The 17061-nt window shown below is 52.1% G+C and carries 11 protein-coding genes; 1 reads left to right on the top strand and 10 read right to left on the bottom strand.

Annotated features, from left to right (window positions below):
- Positions 1 to 113 precede the first annotated feature (113 nt).
- Positions 114 to 1508: a helix-turn-helix transcriptional regulator gene (locus tag NSU01_RS11415; RefSeq protein ID WP_256703757.1), complete on the top strand. Its 1395-nt coding sequence runs from the start codon at positions 114 to 116 to the stop codon at positions 1506 to 1508.
- Between the two features lie 414 nt (positions 1509 to 1922).
- Here the strand turns inward: NSU01_RS11415 and NSU01_RS11410 are convergent, their stop codons facing one another.
- From NSU01_RS11410 to NSU01_RS11365, 10 genes are all read right to left on the bottom strand, one after another.
- Complete coding sequence (locus NSU01_RS11410) at positions 1923 to 2324, bottom strand: MerR family transcriptional regulator (RefSeq protein WP_042135528.1); 402 nt, start codon at positions 2322 to 2324, stop codon at positions 1923 to 1925.
- A gap of 177 nt (positions 2325 to 2501) precedes the next feature.
- The gene (locus NSU01_RS11405; RefSeq protein ID WP_076242796.1) at positions 2502 to 3515 is read right to left on the bottom strand and encodes an SDR family NAD(P)-dependent oxidoreductase; all 1014 of its coding nucleotides are present in this window, start codon (positions 3513 to 3515) and stop codon (positions 2502 to 2504) included.
- A gap of 827 nt (positions 3516 to 4342) precedes the next feature.
- Positions 4343 to 5437, bottom strand: a complete 1095-nt coding sequence (locus NSU01_RS11400) for a two-component system response regulator (protein WP_076242795.1) — start codon at positions 5435 to 5437, stop codon at positions 4343 to 4345.
- The gene (locus tag NSU01_RS11395) at positions 5438 to 9424 is read right to left on the bottom strand and encodes a PAS domain S-box protein (RefSeq protein ID WP_083705190.1); all 3987 of its coding nucleotides are present in this window, start codon (positions 9422 to 9424) and stop codon (positions 5438 to 5440) included.
- Positions 9425 to 9614: 190 nt separating this feature from the next.
- On the bottom strand, positions 9615 to 10181 hold the full coding sequence (locus tag NSU01_RS11390; protein WP_076242793.1) for a hypothetical protein: 567 nt from the start codon (positions 10179 to 10181) through the stop codon (positions 9615 to 9617).
- Positions 10182 to 10251: 70 nt separating this feature from the next.
- Entirely contained in the window at positions 10252 to 11169 is a 918-nt protein-coding gene (locus tag NSU01_RS11385) for a YafY family protein (protein WP_076242872.1), read from the bottom strand.
- Positions 11170 to 11336: 167 nt separating this feature from the next.
- Positions 11337 to 15449, bottom strand: a complete 4113-nt coding sequence (locus tag NSU01_RS11380) for a choice-of-anchor I family protein (protein WP_076242792.1) — start codon at positions 15447 to 15449, stop codon at positions 11337 to 11339.
- A 154-nt stretch (positions 15450 to 15603) separates the two neighbouring features.
- Complete coding sequence (locus NSU01_RS11375) at positions 15604 to 15744, bottom strand: hypothetical protein (RefSeq protein WP_179093430.1); 141 nt, start codon at positions 15742 to 15744, stop codon at positions 15604 to 15606.
- Between the two features lie 140 nt (positions 15745 to 15884).
- Complete coding sequence (locus NSU01_RS11370; RefSeq protein ID WP_076242791.1) at positions 15885 to 16460, bottom strand: GNAT family N-acetyltransferase; 576 nt, start codon at positions 16458 to 16460, stop codon at positions 15885 to 15887.
- Between the two features lie 40 nt (positions 16461 to 16500).
- Positions 16501 to 16920: a VOC family protein gene (locus NSU01_RS11365; RefSeq protein WP_042135519.1), complete on the bottom strand. Its 420-nt coding sequence runs from the start codon at positions 16918 to 16920 to the stop codon at positions 16501 to 16503.
- Positions 16921 to 17061 lie beyond the last annotated feature (141 nt).

Here is a 17061-nt window from a genome sequence, read left to right as displayed (position 1 = left end):
CCTGTTGTTCACTGTTTCTACCAATCACACTCTTGACCGGTGGTATAATGGCGCATATTATACACTTATAACATTAAGGACCTAAATTATGGTATTGGATTGGTGGTGTTTCTTTGGAGCCTGCAGCCACGATTCGCAGTCATTTAGAGGCTTATCTCTCTGCACAGCATATGTCCATTAATCAATTCTCCATACAGACCGGCATTAATTCGGGAACGCTCAGCCGTTTGCTTAACGGCCAGCAGCCGATCGCCATGAGTCATTTGGAATTGATTACCCGGGGGATGGGAGTACCGGAGGACCATTTCTATAGTTTGTATGTGGACGAATGCTTCTATCATTCAGCACCAACCTGGCGGCGACTGCGCCCGTTCATTCTGAGTTCAGCAGCGCTTGGGCGGCTTGACTGTATTGAACTTGTGGTTAGGAATCTGCTCGACAATTTAATCTATGCACCCATGCTGTTTGAAGTGGCCGAAGGCTTGTTTCAGGAGGGCCAATGGCAGGCAGCAGCGGTTCTGTACAAGAATGTGAGTGCAAGTGAGAAGTATCAGCATTCCGAACGGCTTGCTATATGCCAATACCGCTTATTCCGCATTTCCATTGGTGACAGCCAAGTCCTCAATCTGCAGGCGGCTCTTCTTTTTGAATGCTATATTGAGCGGTTAGAGGTAGCGGATCAGCTGGATGGGCTGAAACACCTGATGCATGTCTATTATTCACTGCACAAGTGGGACAAGGTAGATGAGCTGGCACTGGAGATGCTCCGTTTGGCTACGCTCAGCTACAATTTCCAGCATCCCTCCGGCCGCAAGGACAGAAGCGAGAAAGCTCCTGAGAAACCGTTATACTTCTACATTCTATATTCCTATCTTATGCGCTCCAGTGTGCAGGAAGAGTATGGGGACTATACAGCGGCTCTGAATCTTATTCCACAATATATGGAGGCAGACTGGATACAGGAAGACAGTGATGAGGTCCGGGAGACGTTAGCTCAATTTAAGCTTTGGGGAACGGCAAACACCCACCTCTACCGTGTAATGGCCGGGCAATATGAGGGGCTGCAGGATTATGTAGACTATATCTCTAACCACGAGGGGCAGGTTTTTACAGCTGTCTATAATATTATTAAATCAGCAAACCGCTACGGATGGAATATAGATTACATTCTTGCCAGGTTTTCCAAGCATGTTCCTTATGAACCTTACAACTCCGGCTTCGGCAAATATAATCATCAGATTATTGCAGACCAGCATGCCAGATTCCTCACTGAGCTAGCCATGTATAATCTGCACAACAAACGGCACGATGGAATTAGCGTAATACTCAAAAGTTTGGAATCATCCGTTAGAATCAATAATGAAAGCCTAATCATTAAATGTGTAAATTTGTTTGAGCAGCACCGGCATGAGGCCAGCGAAGAAGAGCAAGTGCAGTATAAATTTCTAATCAGAGAGGTGCAGGATCCAAATGACCAAAAAGTTTATCACGTTTCTAACTTCGTTTAGTCTTCTACTTGTAATTATGTTACCGGTTGGAGGTATCGGATTCACAACAGATCTGAATAGCTCCCAATTAATTTCTACTATGGGCCATGGTGCGGGTGAGGGTTAGGTCTGTATATATTTGAATATTATTATTAAGAAAATAGTATAACGATACTCCTAAGATGCTCCCGGACCCGGGAGTGTCTTTTTTGCGGAAATAGACTTAAATTTAAAGTATAGTGGAACTGCCAGCAACTAATCAACCGGCGGAGCTCGTTCTGACATCCCTCCTATCCGCGCGGACTTCCCGTTCGACTCGCATTACGCGGAAGTGACAGGCCACCGTCTCCACTATATTGACAAGAGCAGCCGCAGGCAGTAGGTGAAGCTATATTTGACTGGATTCAGAAGCTCGATGCCCTATAAAAGCTAGGCTCAGCACAATCCCATAGGGTTACCTGCATCGGGGTCCGGCTGGCCTTTCAGGATTGTCTCATACCGTGACAGCTTCATATTTACCGCTGTAAAAGCCCGGTCCAGCTCCTCCTGTCTGCGCTGAAGCTCGAGCTTGTGGGCTTCCAGAATTGCTTGCCTTTCGGGTATCGTGGAATCTCCTTCTGCGGCTAGGTTAACGATCTGCTTCAGTCCGGCCACTGGCATTCCTGTGGCCCGGAAGCAGGTCATAAGCGAGATCCAGTCCAGATCACCCTGTTCAAAAACACGGTTCCCCTGCCCGTCCCTCTGTAGAGAAGGCAGCAGCCCTTCTTTCTCATAATAGCGGATGGTATGGGCGGGGAGCCCCAGCTTGGCCGCAGCTTCTTTGATCAATATACTCAAAGCAGTCACTTCCCTCAGATCACGGCAGTGATCAAGTTTTTCTTATAGTATAGGGGTAAAAATGCACTTTAAGTCAAGCTGAGCGTTTGAGTACCTGGGTGCCCTGAGCCAGCGTTGTGCTTCCCCTAGCTTCTCAACTGCGGATCGTCCGCTGAATTCCTGCAGCAGAATATCCGCTTAAATCGCGAATCCCACTCCCGTCAGCTTCTCGCTGAGCGTCCACAGCTGCTCCGCATTCTCCCGGTCTACCGCCCAGGGCCATACCCCGGAGCCTTGCACACTGCCAGCCGGGACAGCTTCGGACACATCAACATCCTCACAGTAGACTCCCCCCATACCTGCCAGTTGTTCACTTACTGCGCACCAGATGCCGGTTGCCGCGCCCTGCTCCACTGTCTTCATCCGGTCTGCTCCGGCACTGCCAGCCGGCTGTTCATGCTTCACATCCTGCGCCTCCGGGACCGGCTTGACGCCAAGCTCTTCCGCTTCCAAGAAACGCCCGATGCCGGAGGATGGAATTAATCCCGGGTGCACTGCAAAGGCCCGGATTCCCTGACCCTTAGCCTTCTCATCCAATGCTATGGCGAACAGCACATTTGCCGTCTTCGACTGGGCATAGGCGGTCCATTTGTCATATTCACGGTGGATGAAATTAGGATCGTCCAGATCGACACCGCCCAGGCGGTGTGCCCGCGATGTTACGGATACAACGCGGGCATTGCCTGCCTGCTTCAATGCCGGCAGGAGCCTGGCCGTAAGCTGGAAATGCCCCAGATGGTTGGTGGCAAACTGGGATTCATAGCCCCGGGTATCCCGCGCCAGCGGTGCAGCCATAATGCCGGCACTGTTAACCAGTATATGCAGCGGCCGTCCTGAATCCAGGAAACGCCGGGCGAAGCTGTCGATGGAAGCAGGGTCCATGAGATCAAGGGCTTCAAGCTCCAGACGCGGAATTCCGGCGACTGCAGCCTTGGCCTTGTCCGGTGTCCGTGCCGGTACAATGACTGTAGCTCCGGCACCGGCGAGTACACGTGCAGTTTCCAGGCCAATGCCGGAATATCCGCCGGTTACGATGGCTATTTTTCCGCTCAAATCGAGGTTGCCGATTACTTGTTCCGCCGTAGTCCCGGCACCAAAACTGCTCCCAATCGGAGCTTGGGGTGTTGCGCTGCTATTTATATACTTGTGCATAGTTGTACCTCCTAAGTAAAGTTTCTTTCCAGGCGCATGGCCGGCTACCCGCTCTACATAACTAATAGGAACCGACAAACTCACCTGCCTCAGCGCCTTCGCCTTCATGAACCATCATAATCCTTAAAGTGCACTTTAAAGCAAGCATTCATTTATCCCCTACATTTCCGCCTCCAGCCCTCTCCCCCCAAGATAACGGTGCTTAATCTCCAAAGTAATAACAAAATCGCCCGGAGGACGAATCAAGCGGCACCTCAAAAGTAAAATAACTCGGCTCATCTACCCTATCGTCGGCACATTGTATTCGGTTTTTCGCATACATTCGGCTCATCTCCACTACCATTGGCACATTGTATTCGGTTTTTCGCATACATTCGGCTCATCTCCACTACCATTGGCACATTGTATTCGGTTTTTCGCATACATTCGGCTCGTCTACTCTACCATTGGCACATTGTATTCGGTTTTTCGCATACATTCGGCTCATCTCCACTCTCGTTCTCTTAAGCCCCTAATCAAGGCGTACGAAGCAGCAGATTGTACCCAGGGTCGGATGCTCCAAATCGCTTCTAAAAAAAAGACCCTCCTCCACCCCATAAGGGATGGAAAAAGATCTTTATTGCTTATAGCTTATAGCCTTTTGCTTATTTCATACCGCCAACCTACACATACGAAGCCAGCGCCCCCTCAAAATAAACAATCTGCGCAATCCGTATATGCAGCGGACGGTCCTCCAGATTGATCTGTATAACTTTAAAATATCAGTAATTTCTATGCGGGGTGATCCGGTTCTTTTCGCTATTCACTATTTGCCAATCCATGACCGGTCATCCTGCCAGCTCGCTGGTATACCGCTCGGCGATTTCCTTGAATTTATGCTTGTTCTTCATGAATACCTTCACGATGTCAGGATCGAAATGTATTCCGGCATCGCCTACTATAATACCGACCGCCTCCTCATGCGGCATTGCATCTTTATATACCCGCTTGCTCGTAAGCGCATCGTAGACATCGGCTACCGCCATCAGCCGGGCTGACAGGGGAATCTGTTCACCGGCAATCTGCTCGGGATATCCAGTTCCGTTCCATTTCTCATGATGGGAATAGACAATTTCCTTGGCGAAGCGCAGAAAAGTCTCCGGCTTGTCCATAAGCCGTTCTGCCCGCAGAATGGCTTCCCTGCCGAGTGTCGTGTGCGTCTTCATCACTTCGAATTCCTCGCGGGTCAGCGCCCCCGGCTTCAGGAGGATGTGGTCAGGAATGCCTACCTTGCCGATATCATGCAGCGGCGCGGAAGTCACAATCAGGTTAATATGCTCCGGACTCAGCACCTCCGCATATTTTCCCGTCCGGCTTAGCTGGGTGGCCAGCTCTTCAATGTAGAGCTTCGTCCGTTGAATGTGATTGCCGGTCTCCGAGTCACGCATTTCGGCAAGCGCCGCCATCGCCATAACCGAGACTTCCTGGATGAGCGAGATTTCCTTAATCCGCCGGGAGATTTCCGCCTCAAGGAACTCATTCTTGTCCGCAAGGAAATCCTTGGATTGCTTCAGGGTGAGATGCGTTTTGACACGGGATAGCAGAATCGGCGAACTGATCGGTTTCGTAATATAATCTACGGCCCCCAGATCAAATCCCAGATTCTCATCCTCCACCTCTTCCTTGGCCGTCAAAAAGATTACCGGAACCTCTCTCAGCTCCCCGTCTTCCTTAAGCCGGCGGCAGGTCTCATAGCCATCCATAACCGGCATCATAATATCCAGCAGGATCAGATCAGGAGGTGAGGCTTTGGCCACCTGCAATGCTTTTTCCCCGTTGGTGGCTACCTTTACTTTGTATTGCTCCTTCAGCAGCCCGCTGAGAAGTGCGATATTGTCCGGCGTGTCGTCAACTACCAGGATTACAGGTCTAGTGTCCAGCATTTATATCAACCTCTGTTCATAATTACTTTCTTGTATTACCGTTTCAATCATTTCTATGGCGGCCTCATATTCGAACCGGTTCAGACAGTCAGCCAGCTGAACCAGCTGCTCTGGCTGCATATATCCTGCAAGCTGGCTACGCACCGAAATGAAATAATCAACGGCTTCGCTGTCACTGTCCATCAGCATTCCGAGCAGCTTCCCGGCCATAGGAGCCAGCGGCTGTGCAACCGATTCCGGATCAAGCTCAGCCATCAGGGCGGCAGAAGGCTCGTCAGACCCCCATTGCCCGCGAATCGCTGTACAGCTCTCCAGCACAGCCGCCTCCAGCCTCAGCACCAGCGCCTCAAGCTTCTCAGGCTGCTCATGATAATTCGGCAATCTGCCCAGCGAATCGGCAAGCTTCTGCACTTCTTTTACCCCCAGGTTCCCGGCAACTCCCTTCAGACTATGAGCCAGCATATACACGGCTTCCTCATCCCCCTGCTTAATGAAGCTGCGGAGCTTCCGGGCGGTATCGCGCTGGCTCTCTGAATATTTCAGCAATAGCTGTATATATAACGCCTCATTATTTCCGACACGTCTCAGGCCGTTCTCCGTATCAATACCTTCTATGCGGAATCCGGAAGTCCCTTGCGCCTCCTGCGGACGGCCGTGCTCACGTTCATCGTAATCCGGCTGCTCCTCCCTGGAAGCATCCGATGTCCACCTGCTAATCTTGGCAAAAAGGATATCCGGATCGACCGGCTTCGCCACATGGCCGTTCATGCCAGCCGCGAAGCTTCGTTCCCGCTCCTCCTGCATGGTCCTAGCGGTCATGGCAATGATCGGCAGCTCAGCTTCTGCCGCCCTGATCCTCCGCGACGCTTCGAACCCGTCCATGACCGGCATCTGCAGATCCATCAGCACCAGCTGATAAGGCTGATCCGCGGACATCTCCTCAATCTTCTGCACGGCTTCCGCTCCGTTGCCGGCAATGTCGATAATCATTCCCTGGCTTAGCAGCAGTTCTTCCGCAATCTGCTGATTAATCTCGTTATCCTCCACCAGCAGTACCCGTACACCGGACAGGCCGTAATCCTTGTCCTTCACACCAGTTGCTTCATCTCTCATTGCCCTTGCCCCTGAGTCTTGCACAGCAGAAATTCCGAACCAGGTGGTGAAGGCGAAGGTACTCCCTTGCCCTTCCTCACTCTCGACCCACAGGCTGCCGCCCATAATCTCCACCAGCTTCCGGCTGATGGCCAGACCCAGTCCTGTGCCTCCGAACCTTCTTGTAGTAGAGCTGTCCGCCTGCGTGAACGCCTGGAACAGCTTTCCTTCACTCTCCTTGCTCATGCCGATCCCTGTATCCCGCACACTGAATTTAAGCTTCGTCATGCTGTCGATCATGCTGATTCTTTCTACCAGAATAACCACTTCACCCTTCTCGGTGAATTTAACGGCATTGCTCAGAAGGTTGGTAAGAATCTGCCCCAGCCGCAGCGGGTCGCCGCTGAGCTGGCGCGGAACATCCGGAGGGAGCTGAACGGACATCTGCAGCCCCTTGTCCAGTGCAGTCTGTCCTGAGATATCCACCACATTCCCGATCACATCCGGGAGCTCAAAATCAATATTCTCCAGCTCCAGTTTCCCCGACTCCACCTTGGAGAAATCGAGGATTTCATTAATAATACCGAGCAGTGAGGTTCCGGCATTATGAATCTTGGAGATATAGTCACTTTGCCTGGGGTCCAGCTCTGTCTTCAGCGCCAGGTAAGCCATCCCGATAATGGCATTCATCGGCGTCCGGATCTCATGGCTCATATTCGCCAGGAACTGCGATTTGGCAGCTGTCGCCTCTTCCGCCAGATTAAGCGCATATTTCAGCTCCTCCTCCTTGCGCTTCACTTCAGTAATATCCTCGGACACACTAAGGAGATAGAGGGGCTTCCCCTCTGCATCCAGAATCGGCACCTTCGAAGCCAGCACATATTTCAGATTGCATAGCTCGGCATCATCGGTAACAATCTCAATTTCGCTGAAGAGCCTGCCCGTCTCCAGTACCTTCCGGTCACTGCCGTTCAGCTTGCCCGCCAGCTCTTCAGGGTACAAATCGTAATTATCCTTGCCTTCCAGCTCCTCCGGAGTCATACCGAGGAAGGACGCTCCCGCCTGATTTGCCTTGAATATCTTCAAGGATTGCGCATCCTTGACGTTAATCATGACCGGAATATGGTTAATAATCGCATCCAGGAAATTGCGGCTGTTGAGCAGCTCCTTCTCTTTATGCTTCAGATCACTGATATCTGTCAGAATCCCCAGGTAACCGCCCACTGTACCGTCAGATAACCGGTAAGCAGACAGGGAATAGAGAATATCATGCTCTTCCCCGGTGGCGAAGTTGCGCTGGATCTGCCGGGTCGCCGGCAGTCCGCTGGCCGTCACTTCATCCTTCATCTCACTCAGAATTCCGAAGCCCTCCTGCGAGAGATGCGGCAGCCGGCTCATTGGCGTTCCCGTAAAGACCCTGCGGGATACCTGGAACGCTTCCTCATAGGCCGTATTACAGCCGAGAAAGTTCCCTTCGGCATCCATATAGAATAGCGGATGCGGTAAAGTATCCACCAGCTGGGAGGTGAAATACAGCTGGTCCGACAGCTCTTTTTTGATCCGCTTATATTCCGAGACGTTCTCCTTAATGCCCACATAATGCGTGGTCTGGCCCCGTTCATTCTTAATAGAAGAGATAATGACGGCTTCCGTGTACTCTTCCCCGCTCTTCTTACGGTTAATGAATTCCCCTTGCCATTTGCCTTCAATTATCAGCGTCTCCCACATATTCCGGTACGTTTCAGCCTGGTTCTTGTCCGACCTCAGAATCGACGGTTTGTTGCCGACGGCCTCCTCCTTGGAATAACCGGTAACTTCCGTGAAATAAGGGTTTATGTATTCTATGAGGCTATCCATATCGGTGATTACTATAGACAATGGGGATTGTTCAACCACATCCATGTACAGCCGCAGCTTCTCGCTGTACTCCCTTTCGGTGTCCAGCAATTTTCTCGTATAGGCGATCTGTTTGGCATACAGCCGGACGATGAAATAAGCCATGATAATGATGGTGAAATATAGAAACACATATACAGAGAATCCTTTGAGTATAAAAATCAGTGCCGGATACGCCATGAACAGCACTCCGCTCTTCAAGGTCCGGCTTTCCGTTACGGGCTGGGGTTCGGCAAGCCCTTGCTCCGCTTGTATCGGATACTGGCGCACCAGAATCCAGCTTGCGGCTATGCACACAATGGATAATTTATAGAGTCCGTCTATGAGGTAGCCGGACATAATCCCATTATTCAGCGCCTGGACCAGATCCACGGAGGATACCAGGGCAATGGAGGCAATCAGCAGCTTGAAGCCCGTTGTACGGTATTCCCGCTTCATGTACACCCAGATCAGCATCAGTGAGGCCAGGGTCAGCAGGGGGGCCAGCAGATAGAAGAAGAGGATCAGGGTACGGTAATTCATATCCGCCAAACGGAATGACCCGTCCTGAAAAAAAACAAACCAGATACTGCCCACAATGCATTCCAGCGTTGTGATCTGATCCCACAGCACCTGTAATTTATTGATGCCCTGTCTGAAGATTCCATACATCTGCAGGACTGCAACAAGAATAATCGTTCTTGTAACCGAATAGAGCGTAAGTGCGGTAAGGGTAAAAGTTGACGTGTCGTCAGCTGAGAAATGGAAGCCGTATAACCCTGTCAGCAGCAGTGCATCACAGATCACCCACAGGAAGAACCCGTAACTGATCAGCCGGAAGGGCCTTCTCAGCAGCGCGGGAGGCGGTCCGGATATCCGGTAATACAGACAGGCCAGCATAGGCGCTATGACTGTGACGATTCCAAACATCAGATGATTATCCAGCAGCACCGCTGCCAAATAGGCAACAATGTAGACGGCCAATCCTCCTAACCATGTGTTGGCTTTATGTGTATCCATCTGACGTTACCACCCTTGCCTCAATCAATTTATCATTCTGCAAAAGAAATCTGCGCTTATCTATTCTATACGCAGATGTCATCGTAGCTCTACTCTTTTTTTCGACATTGTTCAGCAAAAAATTTAGCCCTTCCTGTACTCCAAAGGGGAGACAAAAAGGGCTGAGACAAATAATACTATTCATTTACTTTTAATTGGATCTTTTCAGATAATAATCGCTATAGCCAAAGCTTCCGTTCAGCTCTAAGCGGTGGTACCCCTCCTGACGCAGCACACGAATCCGCCGTTCTGCCTGCGGCACTGCTTTGGTCACAATCCCGCTGAATTCAAACCATTCACGGAAACGTTCTCCTGCTAGAGAGATAAGCTCGCACAAATTCTCTTCTGTCTCATAGCGTGAGGCCAAATCCAGCCGCAATACGCCTGTACTCTGCTCATCCCCGTCCACTCCGCTTCTGCAGAAAAATTCAACGGTCCCTGCAGTTGTGCCCGCTAATTTATCCACAACACTGAAGCGTATATAGGCTCTTTTCTCATATTCCCCGAGCCATACCCCGATAATATTCTGCATATCCTTCAGGGTGTTCAACCGGAAATCTGAGCGGCAATTGTCACTGTTAAACAGCAGGCTGGCTTCAGGGTCACTGTAACAGCCCAATAAATCCTCTGCATCCTTCAGTTGCACCTGTCTGAGCCGGAACCGCTTGGTTTCAAACACCGGACTGGTTACGTAAGGATCTGATATTTCTATTTTCATGCTAAGCTCTCCTTATGATATGGAATAAATCCATTATAGAGGGCTATATTAGACAGCATTATGTCGCCATTCAGCTATAGGTATCCAGAATTATTCTGGCCCTGGCCAGCAGCTTCTCCCGGAGTGACTCCGGTTCCAGAACAGTGACTTGATGGCTGTGCTGCAGGATAATGCCGAACCAGCCCTGCTCCTCCCCGGGTACCGTAAAGCCCATCACCAGCTTCTGCCCGCGTGTTTCCAGCAATCTGGCATTCGGCAAAGCCTCTTCCAGCAGTACCCGGTACTCTACCGGACAGAGTAGCTTAATATGTATATAGACCCGGTTGTCACCATGCCCAGCCAGCAGCAGCTCCGCATCCCGGTGAACCGCATTGAATGGTTCAGGCAGAGGCAAGATATCACGCATCCGCGACAACCGGAACAGGCGGTAATCCTCCTGCTCACAGCAATAGGCAAATAAATACCAGGCATACCACTTGTACGTCAACAGCAGCGGTTCTACCCGTCTGCAGGAAGCCTTGAGATGGGCATTCGTATACAGGAACTGGACAGCATGTTTCTCACGGATGGCTTGTTCAAGTACAGCGATGGTTTCGCCGGTCCCCACACCCTCCTGAAGCACCCCGAGATTCAGCTGAAAAGCTTGCGGAACCGCCGCATTATCCGGCGACAGCGCAACCATTTTCTCCACCGTATCCTGAGCCTGCCTGCTGTCATAGCCGGACACGAAACCTCTCAGCGCTGCCAGAATGTACGCATAGTCCTGCGGCTGAAGCAGCTGCCTGTTCATCTTGAAGCTGTCCATGATGTAGTAGCCCCCGTTCAGCCCCTGCAGCGAACCTACGGGAATCCCGGCAAGACTGATCGCTTCAATGTCCCGCTGAATGGTCCGCGCCGAGACCTCGAACTTCCCGGCCAGCACCCGCCCGCTGACGGTCTCCCGGTTGAGCAGATAGACTACGATGCCCAGCAAACGATTAATCTTCATGGTCAGCTCCACGCTCCATCCTCATCTTCATATGTCCCTTGTAGCTTATCCTGAAGCCCCGGATTTTTCCATGATGCATCTAACCGCTCCCATTAACGGCGAGAGGGGTGTCCAGAAGCCGCTTCACGGCCTCTAAACACCCCTCAGGAATCATTTAAAATGGTTTATTACTGCACTGCTTTGAGCAGTTTGGCTAACATATGCGCCGTTTCCTCACGTGTAGCGGCTGCCTTCGGTGCGAAGCTGACACTGCCGTCAGCGCTCGCCTGACCGGAAAGAATGCCGGCCTGCACTGCAGCAGCTGCGGCTTCCACTGCATAAGGGCTAATCGTCTGCTGATCTGCAAAGGCCGCTGAGCCGCCGTTTGCCGGCAGACTCCATTTTAATGAATCTGACAAACGGATCATCATCACGGCAAGCTGCTCGCGTGTGACCGGTGCCTTGGGCTCAAATCTTCCGTCTCCCGTTCCTTGGACAATTCCGCTCTGATTCGCCCAATCCACAGCGGCCGCATAATAGTCCCCCGGCTTCACATCTGTAAAGCTGCCGGCAGCTGAGGACTCCAGCTCTGCCCCGGCCAGACGGGCCAGGAGCAGCGCGGCATCGCCGCGGCTCAGCTTGTCTTTCAGGCCAAAGTTCTTGGCGGAGACCCCGGTAACAATGCCGCGTGCCGCAAGGTACGTAATGGAATCCTTGGCATAACTGCTAGCCGTATCCGCGAATGCAAGCTTATTGTAGCCAACCGCGTACACCGAGAAATGATTCGTGCGGAAGGAGAGCAGGCCGTTCCCCGGATCATAGCTGCTGCCCGGAAGGACAACCAGCTCGCCGCCTGCGCTCACCTGATAGGCAGCAACCGCATTGGCATCTTCACCGGACGCCAGTGTATAAGGGATGCTAACTTCCACCTTACCTTCACCGAAGCTCGAAAGCGTCTGCGTTCCGGCCTGAACCATCAGACTTAGCACCGGCCGGCTGCCAATGATGCTGGCTGAACCTGCCCCTTCCTGACCGGTCAAGGTACTGCCGAGCTCGGCTTTGGCAAGGGTCAGGCTGATATCTTCGTTGCCTGCCGCCGCATGAATGGCGGAGAAGGCAGCCCGGTCGAAGGTAACTGTACCGGGTCCTCCGGTCACACTCACTGCCTCCAGTGAACTGCCGGCAATCTGAGCCCATGCTGCGGCTGGAATCTTCAGCAACACCGCTTCGGCCGCATGACCCGAAATGATATGCAATACAAGCTCCCTTGCACTTGAAGTCTTCAGGGTCTCAAGTGCTGCTGCCACTTCAGCAGCGGTTACCGACAAGCTGAGTTTGCCTTCTGCATCAGCTTGTCCCTTCAGTTCCATGACAGCTTTGCCGCCTTCTATAGTAACTGCAGCAGTTGCGTTTGCAGCCCCTGCTGCAGCTGGTGAGGCTCCGCTTCCACCGGAAGAACCCGCCCCCGGTAAGCTGGCAACCGGACCAGCAGCCGCAACCGTCACCTGAGATTCAGCTACACCGTAGCCGTCTGCACTGTACACCGAGACAACAGCTGTTCCCGCGGCATGCGGTGTTACTTTGCCTGTCTGATTGACAGAAGCGACAGCAGCATTGGAAGAGCTCCAGCTGAGCGCGCCCTCCGTGCCTCCGCCGGCCTGGGCCGTCGCCTTGAGCACTGCTGCCGTTCCTCCGGCTGTCAGAGACAGCGAGGACTGGTCCAGTGTAATTTTCGTCACGTTCAGCTGGTAGACGGCAACCGTTCCCCCAACCTCGTTGGCGACCAGCACGAGCGGCAGTCCGGTCGGACTGGCCGTTGCCGGGATGAAATCAATCCCTTCCGGCCCGGTGTCGGTCTCCAGATTATTCTTAGGCGTGAATTCACGGGAATTGATATAATTCACAAACTGCGGCTGCCCGGGATTGGTTACATCGTAGGTCATCAGACCGCCGATACGCTCTAGTCCGGTGAAGGCCAGCGCCCTTTTCCCGACCATGCCTACCTTGACATATTCAGGTTCCGGCCCTTTTTTGGAGCTGCGGCTGTCAAGTGTCGTGTTGCTGTTGCTTGCATTGAAATAGCCGGGCAGACGTTCCGCAGTAATCTGCTCAAAATCGCTGCCGCTGTCATAAACCTGCGTCATGTCCGCCGCATCCCATACTGAGAAAGAACGGCCTCCGTACAGATAGATGTCCTCATTGCCCATATCCGACATCACTTCTACCCCGTCATATTTCGTGGTGCCGTTCAGGAACTTGGCCGCAGCAGAATCCGGATTCAGCAGGCCTTTCACTTTGCTGATCTTGGTTGCATTCTCCTTGCTGTCCCATTCGGTGGCATCCCCTTCGTTGGCTGTGAACAAATAGGTTTTGCCGTTTACTGTGTATTGGCTGATGCCGTCCGGCATGTAGACCCCTTTAAACGGCACATTCTCCAGACGGATCGTGCTGTCATTTAACAAATCAAGCTTATTCTCCGGCTTGCCTAAATCCTTGAATCCAAGGCCCTTGACCCACAACAGCTTCCCGGAGACAACATCAACCGCGGCAATCGCGTTATTCTCCTGAAGCGAGACATACGCTGTTGCCTGATCCCCGGACAGCTCGATGAACTCCGGCTCCAGATCGCGTATGGCATCCGCCTTGCTCCCTTTCCCGGTAATCAGCTTGGTCTTAGGGTCAACAGCACCACGGATATGCACAAGGTCATCAATAACCGCGGGGTCGTCGAATTTCACAAGGTTCACTGCTTTGGTAGCCGTATTGATGATCGTTACACTGCCTTCGGGATCACCTGCAAGTGTACGGGGCTCGGCCTCGTCTGCCGTAAGAATATAACGGCCGTCTTCCGTATATTTGAGCATATCCGGCTGTACGCCGGTTTCATATTGTTCCAGCAGCCTGCCGTCATAATCCAGCACAAGTACTTTACCGTTCTTCAGCGCATCTTCTTCCTGTACAGCAACAGCAATCCGCTTGGTGGCCGTGTTGATATCGACACTCGTCAAGTCACCGTAGCTGAAGCCCCCCGTTTCTGACAGCTGCTCCACATTGATGCTGGTTTCCTTCTCCGGGTGAATGCCATCCTTCAGATTCACGATGTCCACCGATGCCGGATGGGTTGAGCCGTTGACAAGGTAGAATCTCCCGTTATCACGGTTGTACTTAATGATCTCGGCTACACCGCCATCCTCACTGGTCGTACCAACCGCATACCCGCCAATTTTGGTGATGCTGATGACATCCTCCGTAGGCGGAGCAGCCTCAGGTTGGACCGTCAGCGGGAGCATCGCTTCAGCCTTGTTGGAAGGAGCTGCACTGTCGTATACAGAGAAACTCACCGTTGCCGTTCCGGATTTCAGCGGAGTACCGCTAACTGCACCGGATACGGAGTCTATGCTCAGCCCGTCAGGCAGGCCCGCTGCCGTGTAGGAATACGGCTGTGTTCCGCCATATACCGAGAGCGATACGGAATAGGGCGCCCCTGCAGTCGCCTGAGGCAAGGAAGCGGTCGCTATGCCCAGGGCAGGAGCCGTTATCCCCCAGGCGCCATCGGCACTGTTATGCGGCTTCAGCTGATTCATCGCTGCCCCATCCAGCTTATCGAATGAAATCTGCGCAAAATCCGCTTTATTGTTGTCCGTGTCCACGTAATCCGTACGTCGCACTGACTTTTGCTTGGAGGTCCCGCCGGTTTTGCCCGTCGGATAATCCGCCTCATAGCCATCGATCGTAGCACCGTTGTCATTGCCAGCTGTGCCGATCATATCTACATAAGCCGGCGACTTGTCCAGGAACGGATTAGCATTCTCCAGCAGAGCGGAACTGCTAAGAAGGACCACCTTCATGCCTTTATTATTAAAAAGAAGTTCGTCCCAGCTCTGATCCCCCTTGCCGCTGAGGTCACTTTGATAGACGGGATTCACTTTACCGTCCGTAATAAGGTAGGAGGCATGTGCTTTAATGGTACCGGTCAGGGCAAGCTTGCTCCAGGCACCGTTCATGCCGGGATCGGAATACTGCACCGACCAGCCGCTCAGATTCACATCCGCATCTGTAGGATTATATAGCTCAATGAAGCCTTTGGAGAAGTAGCCTTCTGTAGTTTCGGCATCACCGCCGCCGTAAATCTGGTTGACGACAATGTGCGGAACGGCAACATCATAGCTGCCGGAAGCATTATAAGGAGTGCCTGGCTGTATCGAAGGGGCGGCGGCTACCGGGCCTGCTGCCCATGCGGATCCGGCCGCAAGCTCTGCGGCGAGGAGAAGAGAAAGGATGGCTTTACTGGATGAATTCAAGTGATTGTCACTCCTGTACTCTATAGTTTATTTTTTAACTACTTTTTTAACTACTATAGGAGACGAGTATTTGCTCACTTGAAGATTTACATAAACTGAATGTAAAGCCGCTGCCGTATACGTGAAATAGCCCCACACAGTGGGGCTGTGGGGGCTATACTTCGAAGATTTTGTAAAATCCTGCACGTAATACAACATTCTCCTCACTATACCAGTCCAAAAACCAATATTGTTGTAGAAAATGCAACATTTCTCCCCCACTTGGCGGTTTAGCAGAACTATTGTTGTATTTCATACAACAATCCTCCCGAACACCCAGATATTCAGGAATCAAAACTGCACAATGTACAACATTTATGCCAAGAGTGCTTACTTAAGAGTCTCTATCCTGCTGGAAACGAATCTAGTATAGGGAATGAACGTATCCCGCCAGCCTCACAACGATCTGCCGGTAACATCATCCCTTTGGTTCATACTCATCCACTCACTCCCAAGCAAACCATAGGCATAGGTATCATGCCATCCCGGGTTGCCCTGTTCATCAGGCTTGAAATAACCTGTCTGCAGAAAATGCCCCTCCCGGCGCAGCTTCAGCCGCTCCAGCAGCCGCCATGACGGATGATTATCCGGATCACAATGCGCGGTCACGCGTCTGATTCCAAGCGTACCGAAGCCGTACGCCAGCAGCTCACGGCAAGCCTCTGCCGCATAGCCTTTTCCTTGATAGTTACTGTTGAACACATAGCCCAGCTCCCAGGTCTGAAACTGCGGCGGGTTCTGCTGTTGGAAATACAAGTTCCCTATCAGTCTGCCGCTGTCCTTCAGACATACGGCCCAGAAGGCGTGATCGGTTGCCCGCCGCTCTGCCTCGGCCTTACTTGCAGCCTGGTCATATACGCCGTAAGGCTCGAATCTCACAACCTCTTCCTGCGAGAGATAGGCATGCAGATCGTCCCCGTCTTCTGCTCTGAAGCTCCGTAAGAGTAACCGCTGCGTTTCTAATACATCCATCTTTGTTTCCCCCTGCATGCAGTGTATACTTTCCCTAATTTCAACTTTCGGGTATCTGATCCATATCCATATAGAGCACATTCCAGCGGTGTCCGTCGGGATCAGCGAAGCCTGCGCCGTACATCCAGCCTCCGCCCGCCGCCTTCGGCCTGCCAAAAACATGTCCGCCCGCCTCCTCCGCCTTACGGACAAGTTCGTCTACTTCCTCCCGGCTGGCAGCATCGATTGAGAAGAGAACTTCTGTCCCTTGAGAGGTGTCAGCAATCTCCTGCCCGGTGTATCTGCGGAACGTTGCTTCCGGAACCAGCATTACCAGTACTTTCTGATCCCCGATGACTAGTCCCGCCATCTCATCACTGCCTTCATGCCGCGGATGAAACGCAAATCCCAGCTTGCCGAAGAATTCCCGCGAACGGTTAAGATCCTTTACAGGGAGATTAAGCCAAAGCTCTTTGGTCATATGATTCGCTCCTTTTCGGATGAAAGCGCTATTCTGCCACTCTAAACAACATAGTAGCATATCCACAGGAGACTAGGCATACTCAATATCACTTCGTCCATATTTTTACAAACACCCGAAACCTTCCATGGTTATATTCGT

It is taken from the genome of Paenibacillus sp. FSL H8-0259 (assembly GCF_037963255.1).
Classification (GTDB): Bacteria; Bacillota; Bacilli; order Paenibacillales; family Paenibacillaceae; genus Paenibacillus_AQ; species Paenibacillus_AQ phytohabitans.
This window is presented reverse-complemented; position numbering and strand designations above follow the sequence as displayed.

Coding starts and splice junctions, on each gene's coding strand:
- NSU01_RS11405 (WP_076242796.1), bottom strand. CDS start 3,515: ATGCACAAGTATATAAATAGCAGCGCAACACCCCAAGCTCCGATTGGG.
- NSU01_RS11400 (WP_076242795.1), bottom strand. CDS start 5,437: ATGCTGGACACTAGACCTGTAATCCTGGTAGTTGACGACACGCCGGAC.
- NSU01_RS11395 (WP_083705190.1), bottom strand. CDS start 9,424: ATGGATACACATAAAGCCAACACATGGTTAGGAGGATTGGCCGTCTAC.
- NSU01_RS11390 (WP_076242793.1), bottom strand. CDS start 10,181: ATGAAAATAGAAATATCAGATCCTTACGTAACCAGTCCGGTGTTTGAA.
- NSU01_RS11385 (WP_076242872.1), bottom strand. CDS start 11,169: ATGAAGATTAATCGTTTGCTGGGCATCGTAGTCTATCTGCTCAACCGG.
- NSU01_RS11375 (WP_179093430.1), bottom strand. CDS start 15,744: ATGAAATACAACAATAGTTCTGCTAAACCGCCAAGTGGGGGAGAAATG.
- NSU01_RS11370 (WP_076242791.1), bottom strand. CDS start 16,460: ATGGATGTATTAGAAACGCAGCGGTTACTCTTACGGAGCTTCAGAGCA.
- NSU01_RS11365 (WP_042135519.1), bottom strand. CDS start 16,920: ATGACCAAAGAGCTTTGGCTTAATCTCCCTGTAAAGGATCTTAACCGT.